The organism is Streptomyces sp. NPDC017890 (genome assembly GCF_044328675.1).
Classification (GTDB): Bacteria; Actinomycetota; Actinomycetes; order Streptomycetales; family Streptomycetaceae; genus Streptomyces.
In genome coordinates this window covers 46,680-62,914 of record NZ_JBIRHU010000025.1, presented here as the reverse complement: position 1 = coordinate 62,914, position 16,235 = coordinate 46,680, and the positions used below count along the sequence as shown (strand labels likewise).

Below are 16,235 nucleotides of genomic sequence, written 5' to 3'. Positions count from 1 at the left end.
GGCCTCACCTCTCCACGTGCATCACCTCTCCACGTGCATCACCTCTCCACGTGCATCACCTCTCCATGTGCCTCACCTCTCCACGTGCATCACCTCTCCACGTGCATCACCTCTCCACGTGCATCACCTCTCCATGTGCCTCACCTCTCCACGTGCATCACCTCCCCACCCGAACGAAGGAGCGGGCCGATGGCTGCTGATGAACAGCGTCTGCGTGTCGCCGTGCTCGGCGCGGGCCTGATCGGGATCGACCTCGTCGACAGGATCCGTCGGTCGAGGAAGCTGGAACTGGCCCTGGTGGCGGGCCGCGACCGGGACAGCCTGGGCCTGCGCCGGGCGGCCGAGAAGGGCCATCCGACCACGGCCGGCGGGATCCGCACCGTGGTGGAGGCGGGGCCCTTCGACGTGGTCTTCGACGCCACCAACGCCGAGAGCCACGCCGAGCACTGGGTGGCGCTGCACCCCACCGGAGCGACCCTGATCGACCTGACCCCGACGGGTCTCGGCGCGGCCTTCGTGCCTGGCGTCGACAGCGGCCCGCCGGCGGTCCACCGGCACCTGAACCTCGTCAGCTGCGGCGGGCAGGCTGCCATCCCGGTCCTGCACGCCGTCTCCCGTCACTGCGCCCCCACGTACATCGAAGTGGTCTCCACGGCGGCGAGCGCAAGCGCCGGCCGGGCCACCCGCCTGAACCTCGACCAGTACATCTCCACCACCGCTGCCGCGATCCGGACCTTCACCGGCACCCGGGACGCGAAGGTGATGGTCAATCTCAGCCCCGCCCGGCCCGCCCCGCCTTTCCGGGTGGCCATGACCGTCCTCGCGGACGGCATCCGTCCCGCACCGGTCCGCACGAGGATCGCGGCCGCGGCCCGGGCCGTGCGTACCTACACGCCCGGGTTCAAGGTGACCTCGCTCGCCGTGGACCCGGGCCGGATCTCGGTCGCCGTGGAGGTGACCGCCTCCGGCGGCCGCCTGCCCCGCCACGCCGGAAGCGTCGACATCATCAACGCCGCCGCCGTCCTGCTCGCCGAGCAGTCGGCCGCCGCCTCCCGATGAAGGGAACCCCGCCCATGGACACCAGCTCGCGCCAGCGGCCCCGGATCCTCCTGCACGACCCGACCCTGCGCGACGGCCACCACGCGGTCGGCCACCGGCTCGACGCCGACCAGCTGCGTGTCTACGCCGCCGCCGCGAACGCCGCCGGAGTGCCGGTGGTGGAGGTCGGCCACGGCAACGGCCTGGGCGCCTCCAGCCTCCAGATCGGCCGCGCCGCCCTCGACGACGCCACGATGCTCACCACCGTCCGTGAGGCTCTCACCTCGTCGCGGATGGGCGTCTTCATGGCCCCCGGCTGGGGCACCTCCGACGATCTGGCGGCGGCCGTCCACCACGGCGCCGACGTCGTACGCATCGCCGCGCACTGCACCGAGGCCGATGTCACCGAACGCCACCTCGGTGTCGTCCGCGACCTCGGAGCCGAAGCCCAGGGCGTCCTGCTCATGAGCCACATGACCGGTCCCGGCGAGCTCGCCGAACAGTGCGCTTCGATGGTGAGGTTCGGCGCCCAGGCCGTCGGCGTCATGGACTCCGCCGGCCACTACCTCCCGACCGACGTCACCGAGCGCGTGCACGCCATCGCCGACGCCGTCGACGTGCCGGTGATCTTCCACGGCCACAACAACCTGGGCCTGGCCGTGGCGAACAGCCTTGCCGCCGTGGACGCCGGGGCGTCAGTCATCGACGCGACCGCCCGCGGGTTCGGCGCCGGGGCCGGGAACACTCAGCTCGAAGTCCTCGTGGCCGTCCTCGAGCGCCGTGGCGTCGAGACCGGCATCGGCCTGCGCGAAGTCCTGGCCGCCGCCGACATCGTCGCCGACCGCCTCATGAAGGACCCGCCGTCCATCGACTCGATCGCCGTGGCCGGCGGGCTGGCCGGGGTGTTCTCCGGCTTCAGGCGGCCCGTCCTCCAGACCGCCCGTGCCGAAGGGGTCGACCCCGTCGACCTGCTCATCGCCCTCGGCGAGCGACAGGTCGTCGCCGGGCAGGAAGACCTGATCGGCGACGTCGCCCGGCAGCTCAAGGCGGCCACCCGATGACCGCCGTCCCCGGAGGTGCGGGGTGCGCGGCCGTCATCTGCGGAGTCGGCGCAGCGCTGCCCCCGCACGTCGTCTCCAATGCCGACCTGACCGCGCGTCTGGACACCACGGACGAGTGGATCCGCTCGCGGACCGGCATCATCCGGCGGCACGTCGCCGGGGCGGACCTGTCCACGACCGACCTCGCCGTCCGGGCCGCCGCCCAGGCTCTCGCCGTCCGAGCCGCCGCCCAGGCCCTCCCCGTCCGAGCCGCCGCCCAGGCCCTCGCCGACGGCGAACCGGACACGGTGGACGCCCTGGTGGTGGCCACGACCACCCCGGACCGCTGCTGTCCGGCCACCGCCCCCGTCGTCGCCGCCCGGCTCGGGTTCACCGGCATCCCCGCCCACGACCTCGCGGCAGGCTGCACCGGCTTCCTCTACGCCCTCGCCACCGCGGCGGGGTTCATCGCCGCCGGCACCGCCCGGACCGCCCTGGTCGTCGGCGCCGACCGCCTCGCCACCCTTCCCGCCCCCGAGGACCGCACGACCGTCCCGCTGTTCGGCGACGGCGCCGGAGCCGTGCTGCTGCGCCGCGGAAGCCCGGACGAGTACGGGGCGCTCGGGCCTGTGGTGCTGGGCAGCGACGGCACCGGAGCAGAGCTGATCCGGGCTTCCCGCCCTGGCACCCTGCGCATGGAGGGAGCCGATGTCTTCCGGCACGCGGTCGACCGCATGTCCACCGCCTCCCGCGAGGCCGCCACCGCCGCCGGCTGGGAACTCGGCGACGTCGACCGCCTGGCCCCGCACCAGGCCAACGGCCGCATCACGTCGTTCGTCGCCCGCCGACTCGGCGTCCCCGACGACCACCGGCTCGGCAACGTGGGCGAGGTCGGCAACACCGGCGCCGCGTCCGTCCCCCTGCTCCTCACCCACTCCACCGCCGACGGCCGCCTCAAGCCTGGCCACCGCACCCTGCTCACCGCGTTCGGCGCCGGACTGGCCTGGGGCGCCGTCGCCCTCACCTGGCCCGACCTCTCCCCAACACGTCCTCCGGGCTACGCGTCCTCCGGATGGAGCCGAACATGACCGGTGACCTCATCAGTCTCCTGATCCACGACCTCGGGCTGCCCGCCGACCGGCTCACCGACGACGCCGGCCTCGACCACGCGGGGTTCGACTCCCTCGCCGTCGTCGAGCTGTCCGTCCTCCTGGCCGACCGCTTCGGAATCGACGTCAGCGACAGCGACATCAGAAACGCCGCGACCCTCGGCCGGCTCGACCTCCTCATCACCAGCAGGCGCAGCGGAAGGTGACCACCCCATGACCAGCACCAGCCATCGGCCCGGACGGGCCTGGCTCATCACCCCCGGACTGCGCGACGACCGTTTCGCCGGCGCGCAGGAGTCCGGCGCCGCGGTCGCCGTCGTCGACATCGAGGACTCCGTCGCCCCGGCCGACAAGCAGATCGCCCGCACCGCCTGCGAAGCGTTCTTCACCCTCCCCGACCCGCCGTGCACCCTCGGCATCCGGATGAACAGCCTCACGACGCTCGACGGCATCAAGGACCTCGCCGCCCTCGCCGCCTACACCGACCGGCCCGACCTCGTCGTGGTCCCCAAGGTGGAATCCCCCCGCGACATCGACATCGTCGCCGCCGCACTCGACACCGACGGCTACACCCCCGACATCTGGGCGCTGATCGAGAGCCCCCGGGCCTTCGACACCCTTTCCGCGATCACGCGCGCGCCCCGGCTCGGCGGTGTCATCTTCGGCTCCGCCGACTACGCCGCCTCCGTCCACTGCGGTCTGGGCTGGGACGCCCTCCACTACGCCCGCTCGGCCCTCGTCAACGCGGCCACCGCCGCGAACATCCCCGCCATCGACGCCCCCACCTGGGAACTCGACAACCCCGATGCTCTACGCCGTGACGCCGAGCGGGCCAAGGAACTCGGCTTCCACGGCAAGGGCTGCGTCCACCCCCGCCACGTCGAGGTGATCAACGACGTCTTCACCCCCTCTGCCGAGGAGCTCGCCCAAGCCCGCGCCGTCATCGCGGCCGCCGACGCCGGCGGCGGAACGGTGACCAGCGTGAACGGACAGATGCGCGGCACCCCCTTCTTCAACGCCGCCCGCGCGCTCGTCGCCGAAGCGGACCGTACGACATGACCTCCGACCCGCCCCACGGCTACCGCCGGATCGGCACCGACCGGATCCGCGAAAACGTCGGCCTCTCCTATCCCGAGCTCGCCCCCGGCCTGGTCATCGAGCACCGGCCCGGCCGGACCGTCACCGAACTCGACAGCCTCCTCGGCGCCGCCCTGAGCGGCAATGTCGCTCCCCTCCACACCGATGCCCACTACAGCAGCCAGACCCGGTGGGGCCGCCTCCTGGTCTGCTCCGGCGTCACCCTCAACCTCGTGGCCGGTATGACCGTCCGCAGCGTCAGCGGCCTGACCATCGCCAACCTCGCCGTGGACCAGGTGCACTTCACCGCACCGGTCCACATCGGCGACACCCTGTACGCCGAGACACAGATCCTCGCCCGCCGGGCATCCGAAAGCCGCCCCGACACCGGGGTCATCACCTGCCGCACCACCGCCCACAACCAGGTCGACACCAGCGTCCTGGCCTTCGACCGCACCTTCCTCGTCCCCCTGGACGCCGACGCCGCCCGCGACGCCACCCACTACTGAAGGCGGACCATGAACCAGCAGCTGACCTTCGCCCCGGCCGACGACGGCCTGTGGGAGCAGTACGACCGGCTCGCCACCCGCGCCTACGGCCACCCCGTCGGCGACATCACCCACCTGCGCGAACACGCCGACCTCCAGGTCGCCGTCCGCGGCGGCCGGGTCGTCGCCGGCGGCCTCGGCCTCCTCGTCGACCAGTTCTTCGGCGGCGCCCCCGTCCCCAGCGCCTGCCTCGGCGACGGATGTGTCGCCCCCGAGGAACGCGGCGACCGCCTGGCCACCGACATGGCCACCGAACGACTGCGCCCCCTGATCGAGCGCGGAGCGGTGATCTCCGCGATCGTGACCTCTTCCACCGGCTACGCCCGCCGCCTCGGCTGGGAAGCCCCCACCGGCGTCCTCGCCTGGACGGTGGCCACCGACGACCTCAAACGAAGCTTCACCAGTGGCGACTTCCAGGTCGAACACGGACCGGCCGACGAAGCCGAAGCCCTCCAACGCGACCTCGCCCGCCAGTGGAACGGCCCCGTCTGCCGGCCCCCTGGTGGACCCGGTGGAAGCAGGCCAAAAGCAACCTCACCACCTACCGTTTCACCCGGCCCGGCCACCCCACCACCGGCCTGCTCAGCCTCACCACCGAACGCCACGAACGCCACGGCATGAACCTGACCGTCCACGACTTCTGGGCCGCCGACCGGCCCACCGCCGCCGCCGTTCTCGCCTTCCTGGGCCGCCACAACACCCGCACCCGCACCACCCACTTCCGGCGCGGCGCCCTCCCGCCCTACCCCACCCTCCTCCACGGACTGCGCCACCACCGAACAACCGCCGAAGCCTGGCACCCCTGGATGCTCCGCATCCTCGACGTCCCTGAGGCCATCCGGCTCCGCGGCTGGCCGGGCGACCTCACCACCGCCGTACCGGTCGAGATCGAGAACGAGACAGGCGACTGGGACCGGTGGATGCTCCGAATCAAAACCGGAGCGGCAGAGATCGTCCCCACCCACGTCGAGGGACAGGTGACCTTCACACGGCGCCAGCTCGCGGTCTGGTACGCCGGCGGCTACCGGTCCACCACCTCGGCCCGAATGGCCGGAGTCCACGCCGTATCGGAGAAGGCACTCGCGACCCTCCTCCGCAGCACGACACAGCTCGAGCCCTGGCTACCCGACCACTTCTAACCGATCCCCCTGCAGATCGCGGACCGAGATGACGAACCCGGGAGATGACCAGCCACGGCACCGGACACTGCTGGAATTCTCCGCCGAGGAGTCCGCCACCCAGCGCACGAGGCCCATCCCCGCGGGTACGAAAAGCAGACGGGCCACAGGCCGACCGGACGGCCACCGTTGGGACCATCCCCGCGGGTGCGGGGAGCAGTCCAGGCCGAGCGCGAGCTTCGCCTGAACCTCGGCACCATCCCCGCGGGTGCGGGGAGCAGGCCGGGGACGTCCTCGGCCTGGTCCTCGTGGAGGGACCATCCCCGCGGGTGCGGGGAGCAGTCGGGCGGCACGAAGGCGCCCCCCGTGGTCCCGGGACCATCCCCGCGGGTGCGGGGAGCAGGCGTTGTCGCCGAGCGCGCCGAAGTCGCGGACGGGACCATCCCCGCGGGTGCGGGGAGCAGAGCCAGCAGGTTCCCCCGCGGAAGTTGCCGCTGGGACCATCCCCGCGGGTGCGGGGAGCAGGTCACCGGCATCCCCGGGGTGCGGTCGCGCTCGGGACCATCCCTGCGGGTGCGGGGAGCAGGGTGGCCGCAGTGCTGCGCGCGACAACCGCGAGGGACCATCCCCGCGGGTGCGGGGAGCAGACTGTTTGACCTGCGAGTTTATAACCGCAGAGGCGTGTTTTCAGTTACTTTTACAGATTCCGACAAATAGAGCATAAGGCGATGTGAACCCGTAGGCCTGAACGAGGAGATGTGGTGACAGGAGGACAACGGAGTACCGCAGCGGCGGCGGAGCGTGGCCATCCCCGAACTCCGCTCGCCCTGTTCAACGGGCCATGGCCGCCGTCCCGCAGCGAGACCGGCTCGCGCGGCCTGCAACCGGTCTCACGGTGATGGGCCGCTGCCCTGTCCGTGGTCATTGCGGGCATCGAAGCGCGGGCGCCGGACGTGCTGCTGTCGCGGACCACATTGCCGACGCCGTCGGAGCGATGGCTTCGGGGGACGGCGCGGCCGTCTGCGGGCCGCGCATCCGATGGAGTGCGTGGCCGGTGAGTCCGGGCGGCAGGGTGACCGCGAGCCGTCCGCCGTGGTGCTCGGCCAGCGTGGCGACGGACCGCAGGGCGTCCACATCTGCTGTGGCGAAGCGGGCGGGCTGCCCGGCCATGGCCCGCTGGGCGTTCGCGGCCTCGGCCCGCTCCACCAGGATCTGTGCGTTGCGGCCGACGTCGCCGTAGGGGCCGGCCGCCGTGCCGGGGCCGTCGGGCAGGTCTGCGGCGGGCAGCCGCTGCCATGCCTGCCGGAAAGCAGCCACCCTGGGGTGCTCCGAGGACGCGGTCAGTTCCCGGCCCATGGGCGTTTCCCGCCACGCCTGGAAGGCCTCGGCAACCTCCCGGGAGGCGTGCGCGGCCTCCCCCTGCGTCGAGTACGGGACCGGTGCACCGGTCCGCAGGGTGGTGTGCAACTGCCGCACTTCGGAGGCGATGCCGTCGACGGCGGCGTCGGAAGCCGGGTGGTCGGGGCGCGGGATGCCGGGGTTGCTGTAGGCGAGGGCTGCGTCGCCGAGTTTGAGCAGGGCCTCGGCGGTGGGCAGGTCGCCGCCGCGGGGGCCGCGGTGTACCCGGTCGGCGAGAGCCAGCGCGCAGTTGCCGATCGCTGTGGCGGTGCGGAGGGAGACCGTACGCCAGAAGCCCTGTACGCGAAGGTCGGTGCGCAGTTGGCCGAAGTACTCGCCCGCCTGTTCGCAAAGCACGTTCCACAGGTGGGTGGTGGCGCCCCGGACGTTCTGCAGTCGCTGCCATTCCGGGAAGTCCCGCAGAGCGGCGGCGTGGGTGTCGGCCTGTCGCAGGGCCGCGTCGACCGGCCCCGGATCGCGCCGGGAGTGCACGGGGCCGTCGAGGCCGGCCGGGGCGGGCGCCGTCTGCCGTTCGCCGTCGGCTCGGGGAGCGGGCACGGCCCGCCGCCATTGTTCCTCCAGCTCGCGCAGCGGCACGTCGACGGCTTCGAGCAGATCCTCGACCGTGCCGTGTTCGGGCGGGACGGTGTCGACCCAGGCGTTCGCAACGGTGGAGGTGAAGGCCTGCCGGAGATCGACGGGTTCGTAGGCGTCGGCTCCCGGGACGGCCGGGCCGCTCTCGGAGGGAACTTTCGCGGGCGTCTGTGTCCCAGGGGCCGGGGCCGGGGACGTCTTGAGCCGCCACTGCGGGACACCGTAGGCGTCGTGGAGGATTCCGCCCTCCTTGCTCCAGCTACCGGTCGGCAGGTCGGTGCCGGCCCACAGCGGCAGGTCCCGCTCTTCCCGGGAGGGCGCGGCCGCGGCCCGGGCCAGTGCGCGGTCCCGCAGCGAGTTGCTCCGTTCCGCCGGTGTCGGCGGCTTCGCCCGGTCTCCGGGCCGATTCTCCGGCCGTGCCCGGAGCAAGGCGGCCTCGGCGATGTCCCGCAGGTGTTCGCCACCGGTGGCGACGGGGTCGGGAACCGCCTCTTCGCCGGACGGCTCCGGCGCCGCCTCGGCGTCGGGCGTGGCGAGTTGCCGGGCTTCCTCTTTCGTGGGTGCCGGGGCGCGCTCGGCGCTCCCCTCCTCGACGGTGGCCTCGATCCGCTGCCGTACGTGCACGGACTCGTCGGCCGGGTCGGCCGGCGGGTGCGGCGGCTGCTGCCGTTCGTCACGGAGCAGGACGGCGGAGCCGAGCCGGGAGGCGGGAGAACCGTTGGCCCCCGCAGCGAAGTGGCGCGGACTTCGGCTCACAGGCGGGCACCCCTCCCGAGCGCGGCCGGCGCAGGCATGGCGGGCCCTCGCTCGATCACGCCCCGCGCCGCGGGGGCCGCGGCGGGGACCGGGGCCCAGGTCCGGGCGGTGATGTGGCGGTGAGCCGCCGCGTCGAGGACGGCGCGGCGGGTGTCCATGCCGATGGCCGGAGCGGTGGACAGCAGGCTCTGCGCTGCGGCCTGTTGGGCGGCGCAGACTTGCTGGAACGGAGTGCGGAGGCGATCCAGTTGATGGTCGTGGAGCTGGTAGAAGCGGTACGGGTGGCCGACGGGATGGTGTTCGGGGGCGTCGGTGAGCAGGCGGTGTTCGATGGCCGTCACGGCCTGGGGTGCGGCCACCGCGATCCGCCAGTCGGCGACGGTGAGGCGGTACACGGTCTGAGCCAGTTCGGCGACGCCTCCAGCGTCGGCCACGATCTCGGGTGCCGGCCGTGTCCGGGGCGGGCCGCTCGCGGAGGCGGGGTCCCAGTCGGCGCCGAAGAGGAGCCGTCCCGCGCGGAGGACTGATGCGCGTGCGATCTCCACAGCCGGGTGCGGAGCCGTTCCCCGCGGCATGCGGGAGATCTGGCCTCGGCGCACCATCTCGTAGCTCGGCCGGGGCAGCGGGGGACGGATCCGGGGGTCGTCCACGTCCACGACGCGGTCCCAGCGCTCCTGGACCTCTCTCCATGCTCGGCCGGCGCTGCGGAAGGCGTCCGCGCATCTTCTGAGCGACGTGCCCTCCTCCTTCGGTGCCTCGGTGGCGGCCTGCATCAGGAGCCGCCCGGCGAGCATGGTGCCCAGGGACCGCCACCGGATGATCGACTGCAGGTCGGATCCGCTGAGGGGCTGACCGGAACGGCCGTGGAGAGTCTCGTAGGCAGCGCGGGAGAGCTGCTCGCAGTCGTCCCGGATCCGGTCGGCGGCCTGGGTGAGCGGGTCGGTGGGGAGGGCGGGGACCGGAATGACCGGGAGAGCCTGAGGGAAGGCGGCCAGCGCCGGATCCGCGTCGGCGCTGTGGTGCCGGGCCTGAACCGACGCGTACTGCAGGGAGGCGTGAGCGGTCTGGAGCCTGACCGAGGCGTTGCGGTGGTCGAGTCCCTGGTTGACGGTGTGCAGGATCCGGCTCGTGGAATGGAGAATCCTGGAGGCGTGGCGCAGGTGGTACGCCTGTGCGGAGCGTGTGGTGAAGGCGAGCGCGTACGGGGTGACCGGAGCACCGGTGCCGTCGCGGTGTCCGCGGATCAGGTCGATGACCGCTCCGCCGGCCTGCACCGCGGTACCGAGCATGCCGTCGTTCGCCGCGCTGTCCGGGGTGACCGGCGGCAGCCAGCGGGCGGCACCGGCGAGCGCGCGTCGGGCGTGGCGGAGGTGGAGGAAGGTGTCGCCGGCGGCTGCGTCGAGAGGGTCCCCCGGCTGGCCGAGTAAAAGGTGTACGTGCCCGACCAGAGTGTCGAGCTGTCTGATCGCGAGGGCGTGTGCGAAGACGTCGTCTCCGGGCAGAGTCTCGGACGTGACTCGTTCGAGGCGGTGGTGAAGGACGTCGTAGAGCTCTCCGAGCGTGACGGTCATGAGGTCCCGTCACCGTCCTGCCGGACGGTCATGAGGAGATTCGCGGCGGCTGCCGCGTGACCGGCCGTGAGGTTGAGCTGCTCCGCGTCGTCCGCGCATTCCGGTACGGAAGCCAGCCGGCGCAGGGCCACGTCGACGTGGCGCAGCAGCGCCCCGTACGGCTCGAGCCCGGTTCTGCCGGGGGACGCGGCCGGAGTCTGTAGAGGCCGGCCGTCCTCGGGCGGCGGCAACAGGCGGCGGCCGTCCGCACACTTGATGCCGGCGAGCATGGCCTGCATCTCGTCGCTGTCCTCATCGAGGGCGAGGGCGTCCGCCAGTCGGCCCACGACGTCGAACGCGTCCCAGGCGGCGCAGAGCACGGCGTCGGCCTGGTCGGCGTCCAGGGCAGTGACGAGGTCGGTGATGGTCGGTTGCGTCATCGCTGTGATTCCTCCTGTCGGCCTCGCCGCACACCGCCGGCGCGGCTGCTGCGGCTTCCCGCGAGGGTCCCACCTTGACCCAACGACGGCCGTGGGCTGTGGATGACCAGCGGATCGAGAATCCACGCGGACGGGGGCGCGGCTCGGGGCCGCACACGGATGAGCAGGCGTTCACCAGTAGGGGCGATACGTCAGTGGCCACGCGTAGCGAGATCCACATCTGTGTCCCCGGTCTCTCCCGTGTTCGACACCCTCTCCCGCGTCGCTGCACCACCCGGTCGCCGGCCGCCGGGCACGCGCCCCGTTACAGCGGCGGGTCCCGCTCGGCGGCCATCCGCCGTACCTCCGCCTCGGCCGGGTGCGTCGCCGGGTCGGTGGTGTCGGCGGAGGTGGCCAGGTACAGCTCCCACTCATCGTCGGCTCCCGGGTCCGGCGGCGGAGGCAGGGGAGGCTCCTGGTGGCCCCCGACACAGGCGGGGAGTCTCATGTGCGGCCTGAAGGCGTGCAGTGTGTTGATCCACTCCGCCTCGGCGAGCTCGCGCCTTGGCGGCGACGCCGAGGAGGCCGAGGGCGTCGGCCGGGTGGCCGAGGTAGATCATCTGATGGGACATGCGGGTGACTATCTCCACCCCGCGATCCGGGTGTCCGGACTCGTCGGCGGCGTACGTGCCGTAACTCCAGTACCACTGTGCCTGCGGGTAGCGTCGCAGTCGTGGCTGACTCACCGGCCAGCGCCACGAGGTCGACGGTCGCTGCGAAGACCCGAACCTTGAGTGAGGGCGGGATACCGTCCTGGATGCGGCGGGCGACCTCGGCGAGCTGGGCGACGATCGCCGAGCGGTACAGGCCGCCGCCCTTGGAGGCGTCCACCTTCGTGAAGAAGGCGGACACCTCCTCCAGCGCGGTAACGGCGTCCGTGTCGAAGCCCTTGGTGTCGCGGTTCAGCGCGTGGGCGGTGCCGCCGAGCATCCGTTCGGCGGCGAAGATCAGCGGGACGTCCCAGTGGAGGGACCATCCCCGCGGGTGCGGGGAGCAGCGAAGGCACTGAGCCTTTTCCAACCTCACTCCCGGCGACGACGGGGGGCGGTGATGGACTCGATGTGTTTTCGGCAGAGCCGGCGGAAGACTTTCGTGGGTGGAACGGTGCCCCGAGCCTGGTGTTCCTTGGAACGAGATCTGACGGTCTCGGCCAAGACGTGGAACCTCATGTCCAACTGACAGGGGCTGCACCATCCATTCCCTGACGGCGGGTGACACTTCGAAGTCAGGACTGATCACGCTCCCGGAGAGGACATGCGTAACCTCGCCTTGGAGATGCGCGGCTTCCTGGAGGCGGATCCGCTGGGATGATCCAAGGTGACCAACCGCTCGCTCCACCACGTACAGCCAATGCCCACCAACACCCCGATGGTACAGCCGCGTTGGAAAGGGTTATCTTCTCGGGCATGGATCATCAGGGAGAGTTTCGTCGGGCAGCGCTTGAGTTGGGCATCCCGGACGACGAGGTCAGCAGATTCAGCCAGCACCTTCGTTTGTCGATCGGGTTGTCCGGGGTGGGCGGTGGTTCTCCGGTCGGGCAGTTCGGTGGGTTGCCCCGGCTGCCGGTGGGCATGAAGTGGCCGTCCGCCGGGGACAGTCCGTTGCCGTTGCTCTTTTCCGTCGATTGTGGGGCGCTTCCGAGAGTCGACGGATTCGAACTGCCAGAGGACGGGACGCTGCTCTTCTTCGTGGACCAAAAGATGGACCATGAGGACAGTTCCGGGAGGTACGCGCGAGTCGTGTATGTACCAGACGGCACCGAAACCGCGGTCGCGGAAGCCCCCGGCTCCGTGTGTGTCCGCGAGCAGCTCGACGTCAGCGCCGAGCTCAGAGCCGAACTGCCCCTTTGGCTCCAGGAGGGCGACGAGGACGATGACTGGCACGAGTACTGGGAGGATCTCGATTGGGAGGACATGTCGCCCTTCCAGCAGCAGTTGGTCCGATACATGGAGCGTGACCTGCCGCACCTGGACGAACTTCGGGACCTGGCCCATGGCCTCTGGCCATCGGGCGCCGGCGTTGTCATCGGCGGGTATGCCGGTGACGAGGTGATCAACAGCATTGCGGAGCAGACCCTCGCGGGACGCGAGAAGGCAGGCGAGATCCCAGCCGCCCCGATCGCGAAATGGTATTCCCACCTGGAGAAGGAGAAGCACCGGCTGACGAGCGAATGGATATCGCTCGCCAGTGAAGCCCGGGTCTACGAGGAGTACTACACGAGTTTTGTGATCCGCCACGACGACTTGGCCGCCGCCAGGGTGGACAAGGCGCTAGCCGTGACCAATTTCGAGGCCCCGTGACCAGGTTCGACGCACCTCTCACACTGAACCTCTTCCAACCTGACGGGTGGTTGGGCTGGCAGCCCCGGCGGCGGGCATGAAGAAAGCTCCTGGTAGACGGATTCACGAGCAAGATCACCAGTCCGCCAGGAGCTTCCGCGTGCTTGCCTACCCGTCCGGCATCGATCTGTCCAGCCGCACTCTGCGGCATCTCTCCGGTCTCCTCGCAGGTCACCGCCGTCGGATCGATTCGCGCTGGCGCCGCCTGACCTGCGGCCGACAGACCCTGCTCGTCCTGGCCCACCTGCGCTGCGGCGACACCTACGCCCGCCTTGCCGCGGGCTTCCGCATCGGGATCGCCACGGCCTACCGCTACATACGCGAGGCCGTCGACCTACTGGCCGCCCTCGTGCCCACGCTGGAACAGGCCATGACGACCGTCCGGAAGAAGGCGTACGTGTTCCTCGACGGCACCGTGCTACCCATCGACCGCATCACCGCCGACCAGCCGTACTACTCCGGGAAGAAGAAGCACCACGGGATGAACGTGCAAGTCCTCGCCGATCCCGTCGGACGCCTGATCTGGCCCTCGGACGCACTGCCGGGAGCCACACACGACCTGACCGCGGCCCGGACCCACGGCATACCCGCAGCCCTCGCCGCAGACGACATCAAGTGCTGGGCCGACATGGCGTACCAGGGCTCCGGCCCTGCCATCCGTGTCCCGATCCGTGGCAAGTACCTGCGCGGCTGGCGCCGACGTCACAACCGCGATCACGCCAAGATCCGCAGCCTCGGCGAACGCGCCATGGCCATCCTCAAGTCCTGGCGGCTCCTGCGGAAGCTCCGCTGCAGCACCACCCGGATCACCGCCGCCGTCCGTGCCGTCGTCGCCCTCGAACTCGCCATCTGATCAAGATGGAAAGGCTCACTGCACCTGACTCGGGGCCAGGATGGGACCATCCCCGCGGGTGCGGGGAGCAGTCGTGGACCAGGAAGCACTCCCCCGCGGCGATGGGACCATCCCCGCACCCGCGGGGATGGTCCCTCACCATGACGGTGAGCTCGCGCGACCCGCAGCTGCTCCCCGCACCCGCGGGGATGGTCCCTCATCCAGTCGCTCTTGTGACCGAGCGGTGTAGTTGGCCCCATCGCCAAGTAACTCGCTCGGTGCCCCGCAAGAGTGCTGTGACTCTTACGGGGCCGGTGTGCCGCGGCACTTGTTCATCTGTGTCCGGCTGGCGTCAAGTGAAGGTGACGCCGCTGCACAGGGCGTACTTTTGATCCAAGTTGCCAACGTCTACGCCAGATTGCGCTTGCCGGGAGGAGTCCGTGTATCCCGAGGCGCGGACAGTGGGCTGGGCTGTCGTCGACCAACACCATCCACCACTCAAGATCGGCGAGTTCGGCCGTCGGAAGCCGGCTTCATTCAGTTGGCTGGTGAGCCGAGGCCGCCTTCGTCCACCACAGTGCCCCGGACGAAGGCGGCGATGTCCTCGATGCCAGGGTCGTAGTCACGGGAGGTATCCACGGCCTGGGTGGGGGCGTCAAACGAGACGGGCACGAAGGACTCCAGTGAATGCTCCCCGGCGGCGATCGATTCAAGCAGGTCTTGGTCGCCGTGTGCGGCACGGTGAGCGTTCTCTGTGACCCGCTGAATGATGCGGGCGTGGGCGACGGCGGCAGGCACGGTGCAGTGGATGATGCGGATCTGGGCGATGTGCGCCAGCGGTTCCAGGTTCGGCCGCCAGAGCCGGTTTTGGAAGGCGGCCTCGGCCACGACCGTGACCCTCGACTGCAGGAGAACTTTCAGGACCTCGAAGAAGGCGTCCAGCGTCGGGTAGTTAAGGGGGTCGTCTCCACCGCTTCGGTAGCCGGGCGTGGACATGACCATGCCTTGCTTGATCTCATCACGGATGATCGCGGGGCATCCGAGTTCGTGGGCGAGGCTGTGGGCGAGGGTGGTCTTCCCTGCACCAGGGCCTCCGCTCACGACGGCGAGCGTGGGCAGGGTCATGGCGTTTTCTCGTGAGTCAGCATGGTGCGGTGCCTGTTCATGTCGGTCGTCGGTCGGCAATGAGCTGAGGGCTTCTTGGCCAGGCGAAAGGCGATGGACCCCGGCTTACGTGATAGCCGGGACGAGGGTGCGGTGGAATTCTCGCAGCGTCGCCACGCCGTCGCGGAAAGGGTGAATGACCAGCGTGGCGAGCACGATCTTGAAAGCGGTATCAGCCAGTCGAGGCGGTCGTCGAGATCAAGACTTGGACACCCATGCCGAGGCGTACACGGGTGCGATACACCATGTAGCCGCCCTGGTCGAAACCGGTGGCCTGCCCCCTGCGAGCGACCAGTTCGGAGGTGGAGGCCAGGACCGCAGTCGGCGTCCAGGGTGCGTCTGACGCGGACCTTGCCGAGGGGGGGAGAGAGGGCGGTGGTGCAGTGGCAGACGGCGTTGTAAGCGCTGCCGGACGCCTCAGCCGCGAAGGTGTCGGCGAAGCGGGGCGGATGTCCAGGCGGTCGGCCACGACGTTTGCGGCGTGGACGGTGACGTAGTCGTCGTTCCTGCGTGCGGCGGGAGAAACGGCGATGTTCTCGGCGCGGTCATGGTGAGGTACAGAGCGATGGTGCATGGTGATAGTGCTTCCTACGAGTGGATCCTGGAGGGTGGTGCGGACCCGCAGGATCGGGCGGGTTGTCCAGCGGGCCAGAGAGCTCGTCAGCTGCGACGGCCAGGCAGGCGCAACCCCCTACCCAGCTGCCACATCTGGCCGGGCAGCAGCGCGAGGGTGGCGAAGACCCCGGTCATGTGCCCGAAGAACAGCATCAAGGCGGGCCGGAGCAATAGGCCGGTGACCAGAGCGACTCCGATCAAGGTCTCCGCGGTGCCCAGCAGCGGCATGGACACGGTCGTGGGCAGCTGCCCGCCGGTGAGCTTCGTCATGGCGGCGGCCGCGATCTCCTCGGCCGGGCTCCCGGCAGGGAAGAGCTTGAGCACCCCGAACCAGCAGTAAAGGACACCGACGCTGATGCGCAGAACCGCGGTGCTGCGCGCCCGGTAGTGCTCGGCCACGCGCTGTGTGGCTGTCCTTCGGGCCGATGGGGTGCGCACGGCGGGAAGGAGCCGGTCGCGCAGCAGGCGGCGAGGGTGGCTGGTCTGGAGCATGGGTCCTCCGTGAGGCGACCGGTCCGGCCTCGGCAACCGACCGGTGAGAGGGAGGGGGAAGGCCCCGCGAGGTGTGCGCCTCGCGA

At 70.7% G+C, this 16,235-nt stretch carries 16 protein-coding genes, 1 pseudogene and 1 CRISPR repeat array; of the genes and pseudogenes, 11 read left to right on the top strand and 6 right to left on the bottom strand.

Features of this window, described 5'->3' with window-relative positions; genetic code table 11:
• Positions 1-189 precede the first annotated feature (189 nt).
• From ACH4F2_RS28930 to ACH4F2_RS28890, 9 genes and pseudogenes are all read left to right on the top strand, one after another.
• A complete protein-coding gene (locus ACH4F2_RS28930; RefSeq protein WP_398135695.1) occupies positions 190-1,059 on the top strand; it encodes an acetaldehyde dehydrogenase (acetylating) in 870 nt (289 codons plus the stop codon).
• Between the two features lie 14 nt (positions 1,060-1,073).
• Entirely contained in the window at positions 1,074-2,099 is a 1,026-nt protein-coding gene (gene dmpG, locus ACH4F2_RS28925; protein WP_398135694.1) for a 4-hydroxy-2-oxovalerate aldolase, read from the top strand.
• On the top strand, positions 2,096-3,166 hold the full coding sequence (locus tag ACH4F2_RS28920) for a beta-ketoacyl-ACP synthase III (RefSeq protein ID WP_398135693.1): 1,071 nt from the start codon (positions 2,096-2,098) through the stop codon (positions 3,164-3,166). The genes dmpG and ACH4F2_RS28920 overlap by 4 nt, the downstream gene beginning before the upstream one ends.
• Positions 3,163-3,393 carry an acyl carrier protein gene (locus ACH4F2_RS28915; protein ID WP_398135692.1) on the top strand — a complete coding sequence of 77 codons (231 nt, stop codon included), beginning with the start codon at positions 3,163-3,165 and terminating at the stop codon, positions 3,391-3,393. The genes ACH4F2_RS28920 and ACH4F2_RS28915 overlap by 4 nt, the downstream gene beginning before the upstream one ends.
• A gap of 7 nt (positions 3,394-3,400) precedes the next feature.
• Positions 3,401-4,246 carry an HpcH/HpaI aldolase/citrate lyase family protein gene (locus ACH4F2_RS28910; RefSeq protein ID WP_398135691.1) on the top strand — a complete coding sequence of 282 codons (846 nt, stop codon included), beginning with the start codon at positions 3,401-3,403 and terminating at the stop codon, positions 4,244-4,246.
• Positions 4,243-4,773 (top strand): MaoC family dehydratase, encoded by a 531-nt coding sequence (locus tag ACH4F2_RS28905; RefSeq protein WP_398135690.1) that lies wholly within the window; start codon positions 4,243-4,245, stop codon positions 4,771-4,773. Before ACH4F2_RS28910 ends, ACH4F2_RS28905 begins: the two co-directional genes overlap by 4 nt.
• Positions 4,774-4,782: 9 nt before the next feature.
• Entirely contained in the window at positions 4,783-5,433 is a 651-nt protein-coding gene (locus ACH4F2_RS28900) for a GNAT family N-acetyltransferase (protein WP_398135689.1), read from the top strand.
• Positions 5,367-5,570: pseudogene (locus ACH4F2_RS28895) on the top strand (spore coat protein); the annotation flags it as partial. The gene ACH4F2_RS28900 and the pseudogene ACH4F2_RS28895, both read left to right, overlap by 67 nt.
• Positions 5,571-5,618: 48 nt before the next feature.
• On the top strand, positions 5,619-5,951 hold the full coding sequence (locus ACH4F2_RS28890) for a sterol carrier protein domain-containing protein (protein ID WP_398135742.1): 333 nt from the start codon (positions 5,619-5,621) through the stop codon (positions 5,949-5,951).
• 109 nt (positions 5,952-6,060) lie between these two features.
• Positions 6,061-6,577: direct repeats of the CRISPR family, unit length 29 nt; unit sequence GGGACCATCCCCGCGGGTGCGGGGAGCAG.
• A gap of 274 nt (positions 6,578-6,851) precedes the next feature.
• On the opposite strand, the gene ACH4F2_RS28885 is transcribed toward ACH4F2_RS28890, so the two are convergent.
• From ACH4F2_RS28885 to ACH4F2_RS28870, 4 genes are all read right to left on the bottom strand, one after another.
• A complete protein-coding gene (locus ACH4F2_RS28885; protein ID WP_398135688.1) occupies positions 6,852-8,678 on the bottom strand; it encodes a hypothetical protein in 1,827 nt (608 codons plus the stop codon).
• Complete coding sequence (locus tag ACH4F2_RS28880; RefSeq protein ID WP_398135687.1) at positions 8,675-10,249, bottom strand: hypothetical protein; 1,575 nt, start codon at positions 10,247-10,249, stop codon at positions 8,675-8,677. Before ACH4F2_RS28880 ends, ACH4F2_RS28885 begins: the two co-directional genes overlap by 4 nt.
• On the bottom strand, positions 10,246-10,668 hold the full coding sequence (locus tag ACH4F2_RS28875; protein WP_398135686.1) for a hypothetical protein: 423 nt from the start codon (positions 10,666-10,668) through the stop codon (positions 10,246-10,248). The genes ACH4F2_RS28880 and ACH4F2_RS28875 overlap by 4 nt, the downstream gene beginning before the upstream one ends.
• Before the next feature lie 304 nt (positions 10,669-10,972).
• A complete protein-coding gene (locus ACH4F2_RS28870) occupies positions 10,973-11,155 on the bottom strand; it encodes a hypothetical protein (protein WP_398135685.1) in 183 nt (60 codons plus the stop codon).
• A 958-nt stretch (positions 11,156-12,113) separates the two neighbouring features.
• Between ACH4F2_RS28870 and ACH4F2_RS28865 the strand changes: the two genes are divergently transcribed.
• Both ACH4F2_RS28865 and ACH4F2_RS28860 read left to right on the top strand, forming a co-directional pair.
• Entirely contained in the window at positions 12,114-13,007 is an 894-nt protein-coding gene (locus ACH4F2_RS28865; RefSeq protein ID WP_398135684.1) for a DUF1963 domain-containing protein, read from the top strand.
• Positions 13,008-13,146: 139 nt separating this feature from the next.
• Positions 13,147-13,899, top strand: coding sequence for a transposase family protein (locus ACH4F2_RS28860; protein WP_398135683.1), 753 nt, complete (start codon positions 13,147-13,149; stop codon positions 13,897-13,899).
• 516 nt (positions 13,900-14,415) lie between these two features.
• Here ACH4F2_RS28860 and ACH4F2_RS28855 read toward each other — a convergent pair.
• Complete coding sequence (locus ACH4F2_RS28855; protein ID WP_398135682.1) at positions 14,416-15,003, bottom strand: AAA family ATPase; 588 nt, start codon at positions 15,001-15,003, stop codon at positions 14,416-14,418.
• Positions 15,004-15,702: 699 nt separating this feature from the next.
• Positions 15,703-16,149, bottom strand: coding sequence for a DoxX family membrane protein (locus tag ACH4F2_RS28850; RefSeq protein WP_398135681.1), 447 nt, complete (start codon positions 16,147-16,149; stop codon positions 15,703-15,705).
• Between the last annotated feature and the right edge of the window lie 86 nt (positions 16,150-16,235).